A 21,700-nucleotide genomic window follows, 5' to 3' on the forward strand; every position below is an offset into this window, starting at 1 on the left:
GAAGAGCCTGTGCAGCTCTCCGGCAAGCAGGAAGGTCAGCTACGCTGTGGCCAGACGGGCCGCGTGCCGCTGAACCTTGCGGATGGCCTCCGCAATCTGATCCATGTCGCCGCGCGATCCGAGCAGCATGTTCTGCGTGAGCCACACCGCCTCGTCGCACAGGCGGTCGTTCTTCGGGCACCGATTGCGCTCCTCGAGCTCGGCGATCTGCTCGGCCGAATAGATCACCCGATAGCCACGCCCGGTCAGCGTCGCTTCGAGAAACGGCTCCTTGTTCAGCGGTGCGTACCCCCCCGACGCCGGGACGCCTTCAGCCGCCAGTGCCTCGAGAAACGCAGTGCGCGGCAGGCCAGCGAACTGCTCCGCCTCGTACCGAAACATGTACAGGTGGTACCCGTTTCGCGTGCAACCCTCGTACATCCGCGCCGTGGTGATCCCGGGAATATCCTTCAGGAGGCGAGTCAGATACACGGCATTCTCGTCGCGGACACGCGCTTGGGCCTCCAACCTCGTCATCTGGGCCATCAGCAGGGCCGCCTGGAACTCGGTGAGGCGGAGATTGGCCCCCGCGCTTCGGTACGAGAAGTCGTACCCGCTGGTCTTCCGCCCGCGGCTGTTGTTGTGGAACGCATAGCAGGCCTCCATGAGCTCGCCATCGTCGCTCAGCACGGCGCCACCCTCGCCTGCCGTGAGGTTCTTGCTCGCCTGAAAGCTAAAGCAGCCGGCGCGGCCGTACGTGCCAACCTTACGGCCTTTCCACTCGGCAAGGTGCGCCTGGCAGGCATCCTCGACGACCGGGATGTGACGTGCGCGCGCGACCGCGAGAATCGTGTCCAGATCGGCAGCCGCACCGCCAAGGTGAACCGGGATGATGGCGCGCGTGCGATCGGTGATGGCAGCGTCGACCTCCGTTGCGTCGATTTGGAAGGTCTCGATGTCGGTGTCCACGAACACCGGCAGCGCGTGCGCCAAGAGCACCACGTTGACGGTCGCAATGAACGTATACGGCGGGACGATCACCTCGTCGCCAGGGCCGACGCCGAGCGCTTGAAGCGCGGTCATCAGGGCGCTGGTCCCGTTGGCCGTGGCCAGGCAGTGTCGCGCTCCGGTCAACTTGGCGTACGCCGCCTCGAAGCGATTCACCTCCTCACCGCTGCCGCGGAACCAGTGGCCGCTCTGAACCACCCTCGCGAGCGCCTCCGTCTCACGCGTGTCTGCGACGGGCCACGTCGGAAACGGCTCCCGGCGCACGGGCGTTCCACCGAGCAGTGCGGGCGCCGACGTGTCGCCTCCTGCGGCGCGACGGCTGAAGAGCACCGCGCTGCCCGCGGTGATCGCGCCCATGAACATCCGACGGTTGAGATCGCCCTTCACCGCTGTCCTCCGTTCTCACCCGGTTGCGCGGGTGACGGTCCGCATGAGATCGCCGACCTTGTCGTAGATGCGCTCTTCGACCGACGCGGCGAAGGCGCTTGGCTTGCCGTAGTAGATCATCGCTCCGCCCCCCTCGTAGCCGCCCTCCTCGAGCACACGTCGGGAGGGGACGTAGGCGAAGACGTCATTGCTGTACCCGGCGACCCACATCCGCGCTGGCCCGTATGTCCTCTTCAGCCGCAGCGCGTAGTCGACCACCACTTCTCCACCGAGTGCCACGAGGGTGACGTCGTCACCCAAGCGCCAGATCTGGACCGGCTCTGGCTGGGCCGCGGGAAGCGGAGCTCCAGCGTGCCGCGCGGCTTGGGGTTCGCACCGGTACCGCCGCTCGAGCGCCGCCTGCGCAACCCCGGCGTCGTCTCCGTGAAACTGAACGAAGTCGTGGCCGAGCGTCGTCCACAACCGGGCCACAATGCGTATGGCTGGCGTTGAGCAACAGGCGCGCCCGCGGCAGGCCGTAGCGTCGCTCGGCGGCTGCGGCCACACGCTCGGCAATCCGGTCGTAAACCCGAGGATGTCGGCTGTGACCAGCACCGCGCGCGTACCATGCTCGTCTTCAAGCGCGAGCGCCTTGGCATGAAGCGGCATGGCCACGCCCTGCGATGGCAGCGTTCGCGCCGCATACCCGGCCATCCAGATCTTCGCCGCAGGCGTGATGTCCACAGCGGCTACCGCCGCGCTCCATGCCGGCCGTCGGCTACACGCAAGCGCCGCGCCCACCGATCCGCCGATGAGCGTCAGGAGAGTTCGCCGGTTCATCACCGCCTCTTTGCGCCTTCATTCGGGGTGCCGCGCCACTACCTGCAGCGCGTGCGTCCGGTCAAAGCTCCGCGCTCAAAAGAGGACCTTCACGCCGAGCTGCACCTGCCGCGGGTCGCCGGCGCCGAAGATCCGGCCGACGGTCGAGGGCACCGAAATGTTGGCCGCCGGGTTTCCGACGTTCGCGTGGTTCGGCAGGTTGAAGAACTCCGCCCGGAACTGCACCGTCACATCGTCGCCAATCCTCGTGTTCTTGATCACGCTCAGGTCGACCACGACGTCGCCGGGGCCGAACAGCACGTTGCGCGGCGAGTTGCCGTAGGTGAAGGGCGCCGGCACGGCGAACGCCGCAGGATTGAACCAGCCGTCGATCGAGCGATCCCTGCCCGGGAGCGTCGGGTCGCTCGCGAGATCGGCGCGCCCCGAGAACCAGCCGGGCTGCGTCGCACCGAACGTCACGGAGAAGGGGGTGCCGGAGCGCACGTAGGTGACGCCCGCGAGCTCCCAGCCCCCAATGAGCTGGCCGACGAAGCCGGTGACGTTCCGCCCAAACGACTTCCCCGGACCGAACGGCAGCTCGTAGCTGTAGGCCAGCGTGAAGATGTGCCGCCGGACCTGATCGGAGTTGCCCCAGTCGGCCCCCGGATCGTACGGATTCTGGGGACCGCCGACGATCGGCGCGTTGTCGCGCGATCGGGTCCAGGAGTATTCCGCCTGGAACGCGAGCCCGCTCGAGTAGCGCTTGATCGCCTCGAGCTGCAATTGATGGAGGGTCGATCGTCCGTCGCTCGAGAGCACCAGGATGTTCGACCACGGCTGGAACGGCCGGTGCGGCTGCACGGCCCCGGGCGCCTGTTCCCGCGGCACGTTGATCGAGTTGTTGAACCAGGGCAGATGCGTGGTCTCGTTGCCGACGTACGAGACCCTGACCCCCAGATTCCGTCCCAGGTCGCGCTCGACGGTCACGTTCCACTGCAGCGAACGGGCGTTCTGGATGTCGCGCTGGACCGCGTTGATCGCCGGGTTGGGTGAGATCTCTCCATCGCCGGGGAACGGCCGCGCCAGCGTCAGCGACGGCGTGGCACCAGGCGCGGCCTCGAAGGTTTCGGCCAGCAGGAAGGGCGGGTTGCTGAATCCCAGTTGGCGGAAGCCGATGTAGAGCGGCAGCGTGTTGTAGAAGAGGCCGACGCCACCACGAACCACCGTCTGATCGTTCTCGAAGGGGCGGAACGCTACGCCAGCACGAGGGCCGAGGTTGTTCCAGTCCGTCTCGATCGCCCGGTCGGGGGCGCCAGCCTGCCCGGACGTGACAATCGGATACGCCTGGACGAGGCGCGCCTGCGCCTCGGGCGGCAGGCGATCGCCGGGGATCACGAGCTGATTCGAGGCGGAGTCGAAGTTGGCGACGTTGCCGTCCCGCTCCGTCCACGGTGTCTGCACCAGGTAGCGCAGCCCGAGGTTCACCGTGAGCCGCGGCGTTACCTGCCAGTCGTCCTGCGCATAGAAGCTGGCGCGCGTCTGCTTGAAGACGAGCCCCGGGCTGGGCGTGGACCGGTAGGTGAAGACCGGGTACCCCAAGAGGAAGTCGGCGAAGGCGTGCGCGGGCTGCGCCGCCGCCGACGGATCATGGTTCGTATAGCGTCCGTTGAAGTCGAAGCGTCCAAGGCCGGCGTTCTGCGCCAGCCCCGACAGCATGCCGAAGGTCTGCGGCGGTGAGTCGACGCTGTAGAACCCGGCGTCGACGCCCGTCTTCACGGTGTGCCGGCCGAACACGTAGGTGAAGTTGTCGATGAGTTGGTGCGTGAACTGACCCCCGCCGCGAAAGCCACCGTAATCGCCGATCGAGACGTGGCCGGCGACGTTGACGTTCGGCAGCCCGCCGATGGCAAGCGGCCCATGGAGATCGGGGAAGATCGACCGCGGGTCGAAGTCCGTGTTCATGCCCGTCCGCACGCTCGTGTGCCCGAACCACCCGTAGCGCAGCTCGTTCACCGCGCGGGGAGACAAGGTCCGCGTGTAGGTGAGGTTGACATTCCGCGTCTCGTAGCCCCCATCGCTCCAGCTCCCGTACGCCGGCGGAAAGTTCTGCGCGATGAAGTAGGGCGAGCCCTTCGAGTAGTTGACGCTGCCCCAGAGGGTATCGCGCGCGCTCAGCTTCTGGTCTACCCGTCCGCCGAAGCGGTTGATGTCGGACACGTTCTCCACGGTGACCCTGTAGTTGTTGAGGGTGCCCGCAGGACCCGCGCCCGGCTCGTTCGGGAGCGGAACGTGCTCGAGGAGCGCCTGGGTGCGCGAGTCGATCCGGGCGGTGGGGATGCGGTTGTCCGGGAAGCGACGACCGGTCTCCGGATCGATGATCGTTGGCAGCCCCGAAAAATCGCCCTGTCGCATGGCCGCGGTCGCTACCGACAGGCTGTTGACGCGGGGAAAGCGCTCGCGCAGACCCTCGTAGCTTCCGAAGAAGAACGTCCGATCGCGGCGGACGGGGCCGCCCAGCGTGAAGCCGAACTCGTTGCGGTTGAAGGGCGGCTTCGGCAGGTGGGTCGCAAAGAAGTTCTTCGCGGCGAGCGCCTTGTTGCGGTTGAACAGGAAGGCCGAGCCATGCAGCTCGTTGCTGCCGGATTTGGTGACGACGGTCACCGACGCGGAGCCCTCGAACTCCGCTTTCTGGCTATTGGAGTCGATCTTGAACTCGGCGACCGTGTCGATCGAGGGCAGTGTCGCGGCGCCGTTCCGGAACGAATAGGCCGCGCCGCCGTTGCCGGTGTCGTTGTAGCCGACCCCGTCGACGTTGAAGTGAATTCCGCCCCAGTAGGCGCTGCCCGCCACACGCGGGTTCGACGCGCTGTCGGTCGTCACCCCGGCCGAGATCCGGATGAGGCGGTCGATGGTGCGGCCGTTCAGCGGAAGCGCGGTGATCGTCTGGCTTTCCAGGACGTTGCCGATCGTCGCGCTCTCGGTGTTGATGACCGGCGCCCCCGCCGATACCTCGACCGCCTCGGTGACCGCGCCGGGCTCCAGGACGAGATCGAGGCGGACGGTGCGGTTGGCGAGCAGCCGGAGCCCTTCGACGACCTTCTGCTTGAAGCCGTCGACCTCCGCCTGCACGGTATAGGGACCTGGCGGCAAGCTCGGGGCGAGGTAGGTGCCGGTGTCGTCGGCATGCACGACGCGCTGCGCGTTGGTCTCGACATGGGTCAGGCGCACGATGGCGCCCGGGAGGATGCCGCCGGCGCTGTCGGTAACGAGGCCCACGAAGCCGCCAGTCGTGGTCTGCGCGGCTCCGACGGCGGCGGTCGCAAGCGCCGTCAGGACGAACAGGGTTCGGATGAGGGGCGTGTGTGCGCGCTGCCCGTGTGGGCGCGGCGAGCGAGGATGAGCGGTCATCTGACACCTCCCCAGGGTCGGGGCAATGCGGCCGACGAACGCGCGCGAGGCGGTGCGATACGTTCTTAACTTGACGAATGGTGGATAACTACTCCAAACTAGCGGCGCTTGTCAAGCGGCCGCGACACCATCTCTGGAGGGCCATGACCCGGGCGCCGCGCATCTGGCACGTCGGCAACTGGTGCATCCATCTCGGCGCCAAGTACGTCGAGTCGCCCTTCGAATCGCCGAGCAAGGATGTCGAGCTGCTCAACTATGCCCAGCCCTTCGTCGACGCGCTCCGGACCCTGTCCGGCGCCGAGGTGGTCTCGCAGCCGTCCTGGGAGCTCTACCACCTGTCGCCCGAGGCCTTCGACGCGCGGCTCGCCTGGGCGACGACGATCGTCTTCGCCGACGTCGAGACGAAGTGCGTGATGCTGCATCCCGATTTCTTCGATCGCACGCGGTGGGGGCACGCGCCACTGGTCTTCCCCGATCGCTTCGACCTGCTGCGCGACTGGGTGAGGCGTGGCGGCCACTTTCACATGAACGGCGGGTGGCTGAGCTTCGGCGGCGAGCTGGGCAAGGGCGGGTGGGGACGGTCACGCTTCCAAGGCGTGCTGCCCGTCGAGTGTCTGCCGCACGACGACCTGGTGGAGTCGACGGCGGGGTACCAGGTCCGCTGCAGCCATCCAGAACACCCGATGATGCGCGGCCTCGAGTGGTCCACCGCCCCGCCACTGCTGGGGTTCAACGAGTGCCGGCTCCGCGCGGACGCGACCTCTCTGGTCGAGATCCATGATCAGGGGCGCTGGCATCCGCTGCTGGCCCTCCGCCCTTTCGGCGACGGGCGGGTCTCGTGCTGGATGAGCGGCGCGAGCCCCCACTGGGGCATCAACTTCATGCGCTGGCGGCAGTACGACCAGTTCTGGCGCCAGGTCTTCACGCCTTGACGCGCCGTGGCCTCGTCCAACTTCACCGCGCTCGACTGGGGCATCGTCGTTGCCTACCTCGCGTTCTCGCTTGGCGTCGGGTTTCGAGTGAAACGTCACGTCGAAGACCTTCCCGACTACCTGGTGGCGGGCCGTCGCGTACGCCTCGCGCTCGGCGTGGCGACGTTCGTGGCGACCGAGATCGGGACGGTCAGCTTCGTCTACCTGGCCGAGCTCGGCTACGTTGCGGGCTTCGCGTGCTTCGTAATCGGGCTGCTGCAGATGGCAGCCTACGCGCTCGTCGGAGGAACCGGCTTCATCGTCGCAGGGCTGCGGCGCGCCGGCGTGATGACGATCCCGGAGTACTACGAGCGGCGCTTCGGGCGCGGCGTGCGGCTGCTCGGCGGCACGATCCTGTTCGCGGGCGGCGTGCTGAACATGGGGATCTTCCTGAAGTTCGACGGCATCCTGCTCTCCGAGGTGATGGGGTTCGGTCCGGAGGCCATCGCCCGCATCATGGCGGTGATGCTCGTCATCGTCATTTCGTATACGGTGCTGGGCGGGATGTTCTCCGTCGTGGTGACCGACTTTCTCCAGTTCGTCGTCCTCGCGGTCGGCATGCTCGCGGCGACGGTGGCCGTGCTCATGGCGTTGCCGCCGGCCCAGCTCTCGGCAGCCGTGGCTGACGGCCTAGGAACCGCCGGCGTGAACGCGCTCGTCAATCCGCGGTTCGGCTGGGTCTTTCTCGTCTGGGTGTTCGTGAGCAACGTCGCGGCCGCGGCCATCTGGCAGCCTGCCACGTCGAAGGCGCTTGCTTCGGAGAGCCCGGAGGTCGCCCGCAAGATGTATCTCTTCACGGGGCTCGCCTTCGCCGGCCGCGCGATGATTCCCATGCTGTGGGGCGTGGCGGCCCTGGCCTACTTCGGCAGCGACCTGCCGACGACGGCCGCGATGCCGCGGCTGCTGGCCACGGTGGTGCCAAGCGGCCTGCTCGGGCTGCTCGTGGCAGGGATGCTCGCCGCGTCGATGTCCACCTACAGCGCGTACATGCTCGCCTGGAGCTCCGTGCTCGCGCGCGACGTGATCGGCTGCGTCCGGCCGACCGCCCTGCCCGAACGGACAACGATGTGGATCGCCCGCTGCGCGACCGGGTTCATCGGCGTCTTCCTCCTGGTGTTCGGACTCTGGTATGAGATTCCTGCGACCGCCTACCAGTACCTGTTCATCACGGGCGCGATGTACACGTCCGGTGCCATTGGGTGCGTTGCGGCAGGGCTGTACTGGCCGCGCGCGAACGTTGCAGGCGCGTATGGCGCGTTGCTCTGCGGGGCCGCTGCCCCGGCGGGCTTCCTGCTGCTCGAGCGCATGCGCGACGACCTGCCCTCCTGGCTTGGCTTCATCACCGACGTGAACGTGTCGGGCCTGCTGGGATTCGGACTCGCCGCGTTCGGCATGCTGGCCGGGTCGCTGCTCACGACGACGCCAAGCGCGCCGCCCACTCCCGTGACGCCTGTGAGCAAGGGGCCATGACGAGTGGTGCGGCGGCGTGGCTCGTCGTGTTCACAATCGCGGCGCTGGTGTTCTTCGGCATCGCCGGCTGGGTGACCGTGGCGGGGCTGCGCGATCTGCGCCATCTGCTGCGCCGGCCGCATCGGACGGCCATTCCCGCGCCGTCGACGCCAGAGGACGGGACAGACTCGGCGGGCAGTTCTTCCCTTTGCTCTTCGACCCCGAGGCGGTCGCGCTGTAGAGAAGGCGGTACGCGCGTGGAGCTCCGCCGCGAGAACGGAGAACGTCAGTGAACAGCGGTTTCGTGTCGAGACGCGCGTTTCTCGGTGCCGCGACGTCGGTGCCGGCCGGACTCCCGGCGCTGCTTCCTGCGCTCGAATCGGCTGGCGGAATCCAGCCGGACGGGATGGAGCTGCAGCTGGCCGGCCATTCGATCGCGCAACTCCGGGACGTGTATTGGCGCGATCTCTTCGACGACTACCTGCCCTTCGTGGAGCGCCATGTCTTCGATCATGCGCGCGGCGGATTCATGTGCGAGGTGGATCTCGATGGGCGGCGCGTCTCGACCGACAAGAGCAGCTGGTTCGATGGACGCGGCCTGTGGGTGCTCGCGTTCCTCTACCACCACTTCGGGCGAGACGCTCGATGGCTCGAGATGGCGAGGAAGACGGCCGAGCTCCTGCTCCACACCCGTCCGGCGGGTCGGGATGACCTCTGGCCGAGGACGTACACACGCGACGGGCAGCCGCTGCTGCCGGCCGACGGCGAAATCTATGGTGACCTCTTCGTGGCCGAAGGGCTCGCGGAGTACGCGGCGGCGACGGGCGATCAGAGGCATGCGGCGGTTGCACGGGAGCTGATCCTCAAGTGCGTCCGCCTGTACGACCGCGAGGACTACCGGCCGCAGATCGGCCAAACCTACCTCGGGCCGGACGCGCGTCCCTTTCCCGGTGCCCGCATTCTCGGCGTATGGATGGTCCTCTTGCGCGTGTGCACCCAGATCCTCGAGCGACGAGACGACTCGGAGATCGAGGCCGTGGCGCGGCGAACGGTCGACGCGATCATGCACGCGCACTTCAATCCCGATTTCGAGCTGTTCAACGAGCTGGTGAACCACGATCTCTCGCGTCCGGACAACGAGTACGCGCAGCTCGTCTACACGGGACATTGCGTCGAGGTGCTCTGGATGGTGCTGCTCGAAGCGCGCCGGCGGCGCGATACCGCGCTCTTCGAGCTTGCGGCCGCACGGTACCGACGGCACATCGCCGTCGCGTGGGACGACGTGTTCGGGGGCGTGTTTCGCAACCTGCAGGACGTCGAGCGGAATGTGTGGCTGACTGACAAGGTCCTGTGGGCGCAGGAGGAGGTCTTGATCGGGACGCTGCTGCTGGTGGAAGCCGGGATCGAGTGGGCAGCGGAGCAGTTCTCGCGGATGTATCGGTACGTGAGAGCCACCTTTCCGCTGGCCGACCGCGGCAGGCCGATCTGGATGTACGCGGGCAATCGCCGCATGGAGTACGCGTCGTTTCTGGCGATGCCCAGGCGGTTGGAGAACTACCATCACCCCCGGCACCTCATGCTGAATCTCCTCGTGCTCAACCGCATGCGTGACGGGTAGCTTATTCCCGGCGCTCACTTGAGTTGTCAGTCGCGCTGGCTGTAGTTATCAGCTATCAGCTATCAGCTTAGGCGCGAGCGGCTGATTCAGGTGAGACGCCCGACCCTGGAGCCGATCGCACGCGACCGCGCGCGTGGCATCGAAGACTGGAGCGAGTTCGCTATGAAGAGGCGTGAGTTTCTCGAAAAGGCCCTCGTCGGCGGTGCCGTGGTGCAGGCAGACGCCTCCGCTTCCACGGAGCGCGAGGTGGAGGCACAGGGCGCCGCGGGGGCGCCGGCGGAGATGCTCCGCCAGGGAGAGGTCATCATCGAGCGACCGGTGCCCGGTAGGCCTCACGAGGGCAAGGTGCTGGCCGCCATCCAACCGCACTCTGACGACATTCCGCTATTCGCCGGCGGCACGGTCGCCAAGCTCGTCAACGAAGGCTATTCGGGATACCTGATCCGCATGACCAACGACGAGAAGGCGGGCCGTGGCACCACCGTCGGAGCCGTGGTGCTGAACAACGAACGCGACAACGATGCCGTCGCCAAGACGCTCGGCCTGACGAAGGTCTTCAACCTGAACTACCGCAACCACCGCATGGACAACGAGTCTCGCCAGGAAATACGCGGACGGCTCATCCACCTGTTCCGCCTCCTGCGCGTGGACACGATCCTCGGCTACGACCCGTGGGGGCACTACGAAGAGAATCCGGACCACTACGTGACGGCGCAGGTCGTCGAAGCCGCGTGCTGGATGGCGGGATCGAGCCGAGACTACGTGGAGCAGCTGGAGGCCGGCCTCGAGCCCCACGGCGTCGGTGAGAAGTACTATTTTGCGAGGGGCCCGCAGCTGGTCAACCGTATCGTGGACATCAGCGCGACCATCGATCGAAAGGTGGACGCCAACCGCGTCAACGTCACCCAGGGGCCTGCCGGGGAGAACGGCGCTCGCCTGAGGGCCCTGCTCGCGGCCAAGCAACAGCGGTTGCCCCTCCTGGGGAATGACGACGAGACCGCCAATCGCCAGTACATCAAGCACATCGTGCTCGATCTGGACTCCATGCGGCTTCGTGCCGTGCCCTCGGACAGGGAGATAGGTCGGCGCTACGGGCTCGAGTGGGCCGAAGCGTTCCACTACATCGGTCCGGCGGAGAACAGGCTGGCGCGATACATCGCGGAGAACGCGGTGCCGATCTGAGCGGCGCGGCCGTCTTCACGGAAAGCACTTGACATTTCGTCGTGTGGAGTAATACTACACCATAAGCTCCAATTGAGGAGGCAAACTTCATGATGCCGACCCGCGTGACCGACGTTGCTCCGGCCCGCGCCGGCTGTTTGCTCCGCATCACCAGCGCCAGCGGGCTGTTCAAGCCCGCCGAGGCCGCGGTCGCGGAGTTCGTGCTCGCCAACGCCGACCGGGTGCTGCACATGTCGGTGTCGGAAGCGGCGCGCGACGTCGGCGTGGGCGAGTCGACCGTGATCCGCTTCTGCCGCACGCTCGGCTACAAGGGGTACCAGGAATTCAAGATCCGGCTGGCCCAAGACCTCGTGCAGCCGGTCGAATTCATCCACAGCAACATCACGTTCCAGGACAGCGCCGCGGAGCTCTGTCAGAAGGTCTTCGAAACCAACCGGCAGGCGGTCGAGAACACGATGCGCGCCCTGGATCCGGCGATGGTCGAGATCGCCGCCAAGTCGATCGTGCAGGCGCGCCGGATCGACATCTTCGGTGTCGGCTATTCGTACTTTTCAGGCCTCGACGCCAAGCTGAAGCTCGTGAGGTTCGGCCTGACGGCTGACGCGTATGGCGATCCGCACCTGCAGGTCATGGCCGCCGTGTCGCTCAAACCTGGCGATGTCGCGATTGGGATCTCCCACTCCGGGAGCACACGGGACGTCGTCGACGCCCTCGGTCCGGCGCGCAAGGCCGGCGCCACGACCATCGCCATTACCAATTACAGCCCATCGCCGCTTACACGTCTGTCCGACATCGTGCTGCTCACCGCCGCAACGGAATCGCCGCTGGGCGGTGAGGTGCTGACCTCGCGCATCGCGCAGCTGTGCGTGATCGATGCCTTGTCGGTCGCGGTCGCCGTGACGATGGGGGAGAGCTGTCTGGATCTGATCAAAAAGACATCGCAGGCCGTTCGGAAGAAGCGCTACTGATCGTGGTTCGCGCTGGCGGTGGTGACACAGAGCACGCAGCAGTCCGCGTTCGGGGCCCCAGCACCCGGAGGTGTCATGTGAGAAGACGGCATTCGCGAATCGTCGTCATCGTGATCGGTCTGGTCGTCGGTGGTGTGGGTCTCAGCGACGCTCAGACCGAGAAGGGATCCATCACCGGCGTGGTCCAGGACAGTTCCGGTGGAGTGCTGCCTGGTGCGACCGTCACGGTGACGAACCTCGGGACCCAGCTGTCGGCCGAGTATGTCAGCAATGATGCCGGCCGGTACGAAGCGCCATTCCTGACTCCGGGCAGATACCGGATCGCCGCCTCACTGGCAGGGTTCGCGACGGCGATCATCGAGGAGGTCGAGCTCAACGTTGGCGGGAGGGCCACGGCGAACCTGACGCTGCCTCCCGCCTCTGTGACGACGGACGTCACGGTCCGGGCGCAGCCCACGCTGGTGCAGACCGAAACGGCCACCATCGGCCAGGTGGTCGACGCCGCCCGCCTCACGCAGTTGCCGACCCTCGATCGCAACATCTATGACTTCATGCTCTTGACCTCGAATGTCACCGGGCCGCCTGGCGGCAATGCCCCGGCCTTCCGGCTCGAGAGCGGTGGCTCCTTCGCGATCTCCGGCACGCGCCCCTCGTCTATCACCTTCCGCATCGACGGGCTGTCGAACACCGATCCCGGCTTCGGCACGCCGACGATCACGCCGATGCTCGATTCGGTCCAGGAGTTCCAAGTGCACAACAACGCGTACTCGGCGGAGTACGAGGGGATCGGCCAGGTCAACGTCGCCACCAAGTCCGGCACGAGCCAGTATCACGGAGCCTTCACGGAGTTCTATCGCAGCGAGGATCTTCAGCCCACGCATCCGCTGCTGGACGAGAAGACGCCGCTGAACTTCGACCAGTTCGGCGGCACACTCGGCGGGCCGGTCCCATTCAGCGGCCGGACGTTCTTCTTCTTCGCCTACGAAGGCCGCCGGCACGACAACCTCAACATCGGGCGCACGGCCGTTCCCACGGACGCCGAGCGATCCGGCGATTTCTCGGCCAGCCTTGGGGGGTGTCTCGTCTCCGACGGGCAAACGGTCCCGCTGCTAGGGAGCGACGGACAGCCAACTGGCGGATGCGTGCGCGAGGGCCAGATCTTCAACCCGTTCACGACCAGCGCCAATCCGTCGTTCGACCCAGGCCAGCCGGCCTCGGCGTTCAATCCACAGTTGATCCGCCAGCCGTTCCCGGGCAACGCGATTCCAAGCAGCCTCGTGGGCTCGACCGCGCAAGCGCTCTTCGAGGCGCAGGTCCCGCTTCCGAATCAGAATCAGTTGGGCGACGATCTGTCGAACTACCAGGGGCTCACCGGCGCGGACATCAACTACGACCAGTGGTCGGTTCGGGTCGACCACAATTTGACCGACTCCGATCGCGTCTACGGGCGAGTGGCCATCCAAGATAACGTTCGGATGAACCAGCCGCTCGTGCCCTTCACGACGAAGAATCTCCAGGGCAAGGGCCGTGTGGCTTCGGGAACCTGGGCGCGGGTGCTGGGGGCGAACGCCGTCAACGAGCTCCGCGTCGGCTACGTCCGCGGCATCTACGGGGACTTCATCGACGAGATCGATCCGTCGCAGTTTGGCATCGAGAATACGACGCTGCCCACGCTCCCGCGCTTCTTCCTCAGCGGGGCCGCACTCAGCTACGGCGGCTTCTCGGGGTCGGTGCTCAACGAGACGCAGGATACATTCCAGGTGGCCGACAACTTCTCGTGGCTGCGCGGCAAGCACGCGCTCAAGGCTGGGTTCGAGCTGAGCTACAACACGTTCCACAACGCAGAGCGGTTCGGGGCGAATGGCACGGCCAACGTCACTGGTCTCTATACGGTCGCGTATAACGCCGGCATGACCGCCGGGCGCGCCCACTCGCTTGCCGATTTCGTGCTGGGCCTTGCCGAGAGCACCTCGCTCAACCGGCCGGCGCAGGTCGAGGTGCAGAACATGCCCTGGGCCGTCTACGTGCAGGACGACTGGAATCTCAACGATCGCATCACCATCAGCGCCGGGCTCCGATACGAGTACCACCACCCCTGGAAAGAGGAGAATCTCGGCGGCGCGGCGCTCGACCTCTCGAATGGAGGCCAGCTGTTCGTCGTCGATCCAGAAGTCGCGACGCTCTCCGACACGCCGCTGGTCGTGTGCTGCGCACCGCGCCGCGCCGTCGAGGCCGACCGCAACGATTTCGCGCCCCGCGTGAGTGCCGTATACCGTCCATTCGCCAGCGACGAGTTGGCTATACGGGCGGGGTACGGACTCTATTACTCGGACACCACACAGTTCTTCACATGGCGCAGCTACGAGCCGCTGCGCGGCGCGATCTATGACGGCGTCGCCGGCGACTTCCGGAATCCCGGCAGCCGCCTCGAGAACCTGTTCCCCGTGTCGAGCTTCGTCCAGGGCGGCGGTGTCGAGCCGTTCTTCCCGAGCGGCGTGGCCGGGCTGACCACACCCGTCATCAGCGCGGGCGGCGTGCTCGCGAGCCACCTCAACCGGACGCCCATGTCCCATCAGTGGAGTGTGAGCGTCCAGCGCGAGATTCTCCCGCGCATGCTGCTGGACGTCACCTACCAAGGCTCGATCGGCCGCAACCTGCCGACGCAATGGATTTTCAACCAGCCGCCGCCGAGCCCGGTTCCCGTCGATTTCAGCAGCACGGATGCGGCGGCGAATCCCTACCTGCGCCGCCCGTACGAGTGCTGTTCGACCGGATCGTTCTTCTACAACGGCAACATCGAGGAATCGCAGTACAATGCGCTCACGATCAAGGTCGACAAGCGCTTCGCGAACGACTACCAGTTCCTCGCAAGCTACACGTACTCGGCGAGCTACGACCATGGCAGCGACGTGTTCGCCGTCGGCAATACCTTCAACATCTTGTCCAACAGCCGAGATATCGAGCAGGATTGGGGCCGTTCGTCCTACGACGTGCCGCACCGGGTCGTCGCCAGTGGCAGTGTGATTCTGCCGTTCGGCCAAGGCCGGCGCTTCCTCGATCAGGGCGGCGTTGTGAATGCGCTCGTCGGCGGCTGGCGGGCGTCAACCAACGTCGTCATTCAGAGCGGATTCCCGTTCACTCCGCTCATCCGCAACCGCAGGGCGAACACCGGGTACGCGCTGTCGACCGAGCGCGGCGATCTCATCGGGAACCCGTACTGGTCCGACGACGAGTGGAATCGGCTTGTCGACGAGTGGAAGCGCGCCGACGATACACGCCTCTTCATCATCAACCCCGACGCCATCAGCCTCGATTACGCGCCGGGAACGTTCGGCAGCATCCCGCGCAACTTCTTCCGCGCGCCGTACGGCTATCGGCTCGACCTGTCGTTCGCGAAGGTGTCCGACCTGCCGGGCCGCGTGCAGCTCGAGGTGCGGGCCGATATCATCAACGCGACCGGCGAGCGGCTGCACCGGCTCGATCTGTCGCAACTCGTCCGCGCCAATAATCTGCTCACGCACCCGACCATGGGCAGCGTCGGCACGTACAACGAGCTATTCAATCCCCGCGTGATTCAGCTCGGGATGCGGCTGACCTTCTGATGTGCGTCATTCCGAGCCGACGTGCCGTGGACGGGGCGCCCGAGCGGCGCCCGGACCGCTGCCTCTGGGGCGTCCTGTGCTGACAGCCGGATTCGACAGGTCGTGCATCTCGCCGGCGCCGGGCATGCCGCTCGCCGGATACGCCGCCCGCGAGGGCGTGTGCCTCGGCGTGCACGACGATCTATTCGCCCGCGCGCTCGTGCTCGAGGAAGAGGGGGAGGCGCTCGTCCTTGTCAGCGTCGATCTGCTCGCCCTATCCGACGTCTTCGTGCAGCGCGTGCGGCAGAACATCTACGCCAGGACCGGCATCCCGCGGCGCGGCATCATGGTGTCGGCGACGCACACGCATGCCGGTCCTGTCACCATCTCGACGTTCTTCAATCCAGGCGAGACCCTCGATGCCGGATACATGGACCATCTCGCAAGGGTGATCGAGGACGGCGTTGTGCGCGCCTGGCGCTCGCGGCGGCCAGCACGGATCGGTGTCGGTGTCACCAGCGTGGACGGGTTGGGGGCGAACCGACGAAGTGTGAATCGCCGTCCGATCGATCCAGACGTCGGCGTGATTCGCGTAGAGGAGTCCAGCGGTCGCCCGATGACCGTCGTCGTGAACTACGCCTGCCACCCTACGGTCCTCGGGCCGGACAATCTCCTGGCGTCCGGCGACTTTCCGGCCTTCGCCGTCGCGCGGGTGGAGGCGGGGCCCGGCCAGGGAGCCCGTGCGATGTTCGTCAACGGCGCGCAGGGCGACGTCAGCGTCGGGCATTCCTCGGAGCTGAGCGCCATCGGGGTGATCACACCCGGACGGACCTTCGAACGTGCCGAAGAAATCGGCAATCGCCTCGCGGATGCCGTGCTCGCGACATTGCCGTCGATCTCGACGACACCCCGCGCGTCGATCGCCGCGCGATCCGAGCCCGTGGAGCTGGCCTGGAGGCAGTTCCCGCCGCCCGACCAGACGAGGGCGACGCTCGAGGCCGCCACCGAGCGGCTCAACCACATGCTGGCGGGGGGGGCCTCGCCCGACGAGGTCGCCCGCGCGCGCACCGAGCGCCTGTATGCGTCGATCACGCACTTCTACGGAGGCGAGGCTCACGCCGCCCAGGGCCCTCTGACGATCGAGGTGCAGGCCTTTCGCATCGACGGCGCAGCGCTGATTGCCGTGCCGGCTGAGGTCTTCGTGTCAATCGGTCTCCGGGTCAAGCGTGCCGCGCCTCGGCCGATCCTGCTGGCGGGCGTGACCAACGGGTACATCGCGTACCTGCCGGATAGCGGCGCCTATGCCGTGGGCGGGTACGAAGTCGTCTCCTCCAAGTGCGCGGAGGACTCAGAGGCTCGGCTCGTCGATGGGATCCTCGCACTCCAGCGGCGGCTGTTCGACGGAGCGGCAACGGCATGACGTCGCCCATCGCCGGACCCGGATTCTCCGCCGCGGCGCCAGACCCGTCGCGGTCCGTGCGGGTCGGCGTCATCGGCCTTGGGATCATGGGCGAGCAATACGTTCGCATCTACCAGGCGCATCCCGCGGCGCGGGTCACCGCGATCAGCACGCGCCGCGAGGATCGACTGGCGGAGGTCGGCGCTCGATATGACGTGGCGGGCCGGCACACCGACTTCCGCGACCTGCTCGCGCGCGACGACGTGGATGCGGTCTGTGTCGCCACGCCTGACGACGTGCACCACGCGCCCGTTCGCGCCGCGATCGAGGCCGGAAAGCACGTGCTCTGCGAAAAGCCGTTTACGACGGATCTGGCCGAGGCGGACGACATTCTGGCCATGCTGCGCACGCGCCCCCGACAGAAGCTGCAGGTCGCGTTCAACCATCGCTGGCTCTCTTCCTACCATCACGGCGCCGCCGCGATTCGGAGAGGGGACATCGGCCGCCCGGTGTCAGGCTTTGCGCGGAAGAACGACACGATCTACGTGCCGACGGAGATGCTCCCATGGGCTGCCCGGACGACCCCGATTCACTTCCTCGGGGCGCACGACATCGATCTGATGCGCTGGTTCTTGGCGGCCGAGCCGGTCACGGCCTACGCCCGCGGCGTCAGAGGCGTGCTGGCCAGTCGAGGCGTGGAGACGTGGGACGTGGTGCACGCCCTCGTGTCGTTCGAAGGGGGCGCGGTGGCGGCGTTCGAGGCCGCATGGATCTATCCGAACGCGTTTCCGACGCTGACCGATTCGTTCCTCGAAGTCATCGGCACCGAGGGCCATCTGCATTTCGACCGGAAGCGCGAGTCGATCGAGATGAGCACCGCGACGGCTTTCACGTTTCCGAAGACGTTCCTGCTGTCCGACGTGTTCGGCCGGATGCGTGGAGCGTTCGTGGAATGCCTCTCGGACTTCGTCGCGGCCGTCACGGAGGATACCGAGCCGCGCGTGACCGCGTTCGATGGCCGGCAGGTGACGGCGGTGCTCGACGCCGTCACGCGATCACTCGTCAGCGGCCGGCCCGAAGGGGTCGTCAGGAAACAGACGTCGAGGGATTAGCCAGCGCCCGTCCCCTGCCGGGGCGGCAGCGGAGCACCGGATGCCGAGTCGTCTCGAGACCGCCGATCACATCGTCATCTTCGGCTACTTCGCGCTGCTCACGCTGATTGGACTCTACTTCTGGCGACGGATGCGTCACGTCCGCGACCTGTTCGCGGCCGGACGGAGCGTGCCGTGGTGGCTCACCGGCATCTCGTTCTACCTGACCGGCTTCAGCGCCTTCACGTTCGTCGCCTACTCCGAGATGGCGTATCGATACGGGCTCGTGGCGATCACGCTTGCTTGGAGCGCGGCAGCGGCCATGCTGGCGGGCAGCGTGTTCCTTGCCGCGCGATGGCAGCGCGCGCGGATCATCAGCCCCGTCGAGTTCCTCGAGGCGCGCTTCAGCCCGGCGCTGCGGCAGGTGCTGGCCTGGACCGGTATCCCCCTGAAGGTGATCGACGACGGGCTCAAGATCTACGCGACCGGCATCTTCGTCTCGGTCGGGATGGGCTACGACCTTCGCACGAGCATCCTGGTCAGTGGACTCGTGATGCTGCTCTACACGTTCATGGGCGGTCTGTGGGCCGTCATGGTGACCGACTACGTCCAGTTCATCGTGCTGACGCTCGGCGTCGTGGTGCTCTTTCCGCTGGTCGTCAGCCGTCTCAACGGGTTCGAGGCGATGTTTCGAGGCGCGCCGGCGGACTTCGGCGCGCCGGTGGGAGGGCCGATCACCCCTCTGTACGTATTCGCGTTCTACCTGCTGGTGATGCTCAGCTACAACGGGAACTGGGCCTACGCACAGCGGTTCTACAGCGTACGTGACGAGCGTGCGGCACGGAAGGCCGGACTGCTCGCCACGGCGTTGATGATCGTGGGACCACCGCTCTTCATCCTGCCGGCCGTTGCGGCGCGCACACTGATGCCCGAGCTGATGGTTCCGCCCAACTCGCCCCAATACACGTATGCGGCGCTCGCCCTCGAGCTCCTGCCGGCCGGACTGATGGGCCTCATGATTGCGGCCATGTTCTCCGCGACCATGTCGACGTTGAGCGCGGACTACAACGTCATCGCGAGCGTCATCACGGAGGATGTCTACCGCCGCCTGATCGATCCGGAGGCCTCACAGCGCAAGCTGGTGCTCGTCGGACGGATCGCGACGCTCGCCGTGGGCCTGCTCACGATCGCCACCGGCATCATGCTCGTCACCACCGCGCAGCGGGGACTCTTCGAGGTGATGGTCACGGTGTTCGGCCTCTTCGTCGGGCCGATGTTGCTGCCGATGCTCGCGGGCCTCGTGAGCCGGCGGCTGACGTTTCGCGGCGCCGTGGCCGGCATTGCCGCGGGGCTGATCTCGGGCGTGTCGCTCTTCGTCTACAAGACATGGTGGCTGGCCGGGAGGCCCGACATCGACCCGAATTGGCTGCGCTACGACTACGAAGCGATCACCATTCTGACCAACATCGCCGTGACGGCCGGCGCGATGGCGATCGTGAGTGCGCTGGGAAGCGTGAGTCCAGGGGAGCGCCGCCGGATCGCCGACTTCTTCGCGCGCCTCGCCCGGCCGATCGACGAGGACGCACCCGCCGAATCGGTGGGCGGCGAAACGTTCACGCCGCTGATGATCATCGCGCAGGTGACCGCCGGCACGGGCGTGCTCCTGCTGATCGCCGCCGCCGCGCAGTCCGCGGGGGCGGGCCAGCTGATCAACGCGGGCGCGGGCGCGGTCGTGCTGATGATTTCGGCGGGGTGTTATCTGTCCGGCCGCTCCATAGCCGGGAGGACGGTTCGCGCCGTCGATCAGGACTAGACGTTCCATGCGCTGGCTGAATCTTGCGGATGACGGTCGTTGGATCTCCGGCGCGGCGCCCGGCGACGGCGCGGTCGTAGATCTCGCCGAGGCGTGCCGGAGCGCCGGCGATCAGATTGTCTGCGAAATCGATCGCATCGGCGCCTTGCGAACGAAGATTGGGAGGCAGCCGTGATCGCGGTCGATTGGGTCGTGGTTGCGCTGTACTTCGTGTTCATGCTGGCCGTCGGCTTGTATTTCGTGCGGCGGGGCGGCCGGAGCGTGGCGGACTATTTCATCGCCGGCCGCGACCTGCCATGGTGGGTCATCGCGCTGTCGGCCGTTGGCACGTACACGGACGCGGGCCTGGCTCCCGCGGTGACGATGCTGACGTATCAAAACGGGCTCCTCGGCAACGCCGTCTGGTGGATCCCGTACGTCGTCTGGATGCCGCTCGGCGCGGTGCTGTGGTCGAAGTACTGGAGGCGGCTGGGCACCATGACGTCTGCCGAGTTGCTGACGGTGCGATACAGCGGCCGTTTCGCGTCCGGCTACCGCGCCGTCTATGCGTGCTTCATGAGCTTCGGCTTCATCGTCGTCCTCATGGGGTACGTGTCCGCGTGGCTGGGCGCGGCGCTCGGTCCGATCCTGGGATGGGACCCCCTTCATCTGATGCTGGTCGCCGGCCTGATCACGGCTTGCTACACCACCACGTCCGGTCTCTACGGCGTGGCGTATACCGATGCGCTCCAGTTCGGGATCTTCCTGGTTGGCAACATCGTCCTGGTGCCCATCGTGATGGCGCACGCCGGCGGGATGGACGCGATTTACCGGACCGTGGCCTCATCGCGCGGCGAATCGTTCTTCGATCTGAGCCTGCCCACTCCCGGGCTCGACACGTTGACGATCGCGGCGTTCGTCGTGCAGGGACTTTTCTTCGCGGCGTCGCCAACGGGCGGTGAGGGATTCACCGCACAGCGCTTCATGGCTGCGCGCAACGAGCTCCACGCGCAGGTCGGGCAGCTTCTCAACACGATGCTCACCCTGATCGTTCGGGTGATGCCGTTCCTGTTCCTGGGCCTGACCGCCGCTGCGCTCTATCCAGCGGGATCGCTGGCGGAACCAGCCGAGGCGTGGGCTCGCATGGTGGGCGCCTACGCCCCCGCGGGGCTCCTCGGTGTGCTCGTGGCAGGAGTGCTTGCCGCCTACATGTCCACGGTCAGCACGGAGATGAACTGGGGCGCCTCGTACATCGTGAACGATCTGTATCGGCCGGTGCTAAGGCCCGACCGGACCGAGCGTCACTATGTGTGGGCGGGCCGGGTCGGGTCGTTGCTCCTGTTCGCGCTCGCGTTGATCGTCGCGTACTACTTCGTGCAGGGGCTGCGGGCGTGGTTCCTGTTCATCAACTCGGTCGTGTTCGCTTTCATTCTGCCGCTGTCGTGGCTGCGGTTCTTCTGGTGGCGCCTCAACATCTATGGCGAGGCCGCCACGCTCGTGATCGGTCTCCCGCTCAGCTATGTCGTGTGGTTCCCGCTGGGGTTCTCGAACGAGCAGGTGTATCCGTTCTGGAAGGGATTCCTGCTGCTCTTCGGTCTGGGTGCCATGACCAGCATCGTCGTGAGCCTGCTGACGCGGCCAGAGCGCATCGACACGCTGCGAGCTTTCTACGATCGCTGCCGGCCGCCGGGATTCTGGGGACCCGTGGTCGGCGCGCTCTCGACCGGAGAGCGGATTGCCATCCGTCGAGAGACGATGCGCGATCTGATCGACTGCGCGCTCGGCATCGCGTTCGCCACGGCGTGTATCGTCGCCGTCATCGCGCCGCTCGGCAAGCACCTGGCGATCGCCGCGTCGAGCCTGACGATCATGTTCGCCAGCGGCGGCCTGTTCATCGCCCGCTGGGCGCGCCGGGGGGTGTTCCGCGGGCTCGGGGCCTGTCAATCGGGATCGCGTGTGGAGCTGTTGTGAGCCGGCCGCGTCGAATCTGGCACGTGGGAAGCCGGTGCATCCACGGACGTCGACGTGGTCAACGACGCCCAGCCGTTTGCGGAAGCCTAGGAGGCAGT

At 66.6% G+C, this 21,700-nt stretch carries 14 protein-coding genes; 11 read left to right on the top strand and 3 right to left on the bottom strand.

Annotated elements, in window-relative coordinates:
* Positions 1 to 39: 39 nt before the first annotated feature.
* The 3 genes from GEV06_16440 to GEV06_16450 all read right to left on the bottom strand — a co-directional run bounded on the left by GEV06_16440 (position 40) and on the right by GEV06_16450 (position 5,580).
* Positions 40 to 1,350 (bottom strand): aminotransferase class I/II-fold pyridoxal phosphate-dependent enzyme, encoded by a 1,311-nt coding sequence (locus GEV06_16440; GenBank protein ID MPZ19486.1) that lies wholly within the window; start codon positions 1,348 to 1,350, stop codon positions 40 to 42.
* A 39-nt stretch (positions 1,351 to 1,389) separates the two neighbouring features.
* Positions 1,390 to 2,193, bottom strand: a complete 804-nt coding sequence (locus GEV06_16445; GenBank protein MPZ19487.1) for a hypothetical protein — start codon at positions 2,191 to 2,193, stop codon at positions 1,390 to 1,392.
* A 75-nt stretch (positions 2,194 to 2,268) separates the two neighbouring features.
* Complete coding sequence (locus GEV06_16450; protein ID MPZ19488.1) at positions 2,269 to 5,580, bottom strand: hypothetical protein; 3,312 nt, start codon at positions 5,578 to 5,580, stop codon at positions 2,269 to 2,271.
* 77 nt (positions 5,581 to 5,657) lie between these two features.
* Between GEV06_16450 and GEV06_16455 the strand changes: the two genes are divergently transcribed.
* The 11 genes from GEV06_16455 (at position 5,658) to GEV06_16505 (ending at position 21,602) form a co-directional block, all read left to right on the top strand.
* On the top strand, positions 5,658 to 6,512 hold the full coding sequence (locus GEV06_16455) for a hypothetical protein (protein MPZ19489.1): 855 nt from the start codon (positions 5,658 to 5,660) through the stop codon (positions 6,510 to 6,512).
* 6 nt (positions 6,513 to 6,518) lie between these two features.
* A complete protein-coding gene (locus GEV06_16460; GenBank protein MPZ19490.1) occupies positions 6,519 to 8,021 on the top strand; it encodes a sodium:solute symporter family protein in 1,503 nt (500 codons plus the stop codon).
* Positions 8,018 to 8,293: a hypothetical protein gene (locus GEV06_16465; GenBank protein ID MPZ19491.1), complete on the top strand. Its 276-nt coding sequence runs from the start codon at positions 8,018 to 8,020 to the stop codon at positions 8,291 to 8,293. The genes GEV06_16460 and GEV06_16465 overlap by 4 nt, the downstream gene beginning before the upstream one ends.
* Positions 8,290 to 9,618 (top strand): hypothetical protein, encoded by a 1,329-nt coding sequence (locus GEV06_16470; protein ID MPZ19492.1) that lies wholly within the window; start codon positions 8,290 to 8,292, stop codon positions 9,616 to 9,618. The genes GEV06_16465 and GEV06_16470 overlap by 4 nt, the downstream gene beginning before the upstream one ends.
* 162 nt (positions 9,619 to 9,780) lie before the next feature.
* On the top strand, positions 9,781 to 10,800 hold the full coding sequence (locus GEV06_16475; protein ID MPZ19493.1) for a hypothetical protein: 1,020 nt from the start codon (positions 9,781 to 9,783) through the stop codon (positions 10,798 to 10,800).
* A gap of 89 nt (positions 10,801 to 10,889) precedes the next feature.
* A complete protein-coding gene (locus GEV06_16480; GenBank protein MPZ19494.1) occupies positions 10,890 to 11,768 on the top strand; it encodes an SIS domain-containing protein in 879 nt (292 codons plus the stop codon).
* On the top strand, positions 11,663 to 15,370 hold the full coding sequence (locus GEV06_16485) for a hypothetical protein (protein MPZ19495.1): 3,708 nt from the start codon (positions 11,663 to 11,665) through the stop codon (positions 15,368 to 15,370). The genes GEV06_16480 and GEV06_16485 overlap by 106 nt, the downstream gene beginning before the upstream one ends.
* A gap of 76 nt (positions 15,371 to 15,446) precedes the next feature.
* Positions 15,447 to 16,769, top strand: a complete 1,323-nt coding sequence (locus GEV06_16490; GenBank protein ID MPZ19496.1) for a hypothetical protein — start codon at positions 15,447 to 15,449, stop codon at positions 16,767 to 16,769.
* The gene (locus GEV06_16495) at positions 16,766 to 17,860 is read left to right on the top strand and encodes a gfo/Idh/MocA family oxidoreductase (protein ID MPZ19497.1); all 1,095 of its coding nucleotides are present in this window, start codon (positions 16,766 to 16,768) and stop codon (positions 17,858 to 17,860) included. Before GEV06_16490 ends, GEV06_16495 begins: the two co-directional genes overlap by 4 nt.
* A 40-nt stretch (positions 17,861 to 17,900) precedes the next feature.
* The gene (locus tag GEV06_16500) at positions 17,901 to 19,652 is read left to right on the top strand and encodes a sodium/solute symporter (GenBank protein MPZ19498.1); all 1,752 of its coding nucleotides are present in this window, start codon (positions 17,901 to 17,903) and stop codon (positions 19,650 to 19,652) included.
* A 171-nt stretch (positions 19,653 to 19,823) separates the two neighbouring features.
* Entirely contained in the window at positions 19,824 to 21,602 is a 1,779-nt protein-coding gene (locus tag GEV06_16505; protein ID MPZ19499.1) for a hypothetical protein, read from the top strand.
* Positions 21,603 to 21,700 lie beyond the last annotated feature (98 nt).

The sequence above is a fragment of the Luteitalea sp. genome (assembly GCA_009377605.1).
In the GTDB taxonomy this organism is placed as follows: Bacteria; Acidobacteriota; Vicinamibacteria; order Vicinamibacterales; family Vicinamibacteraceae; genus WHTT01.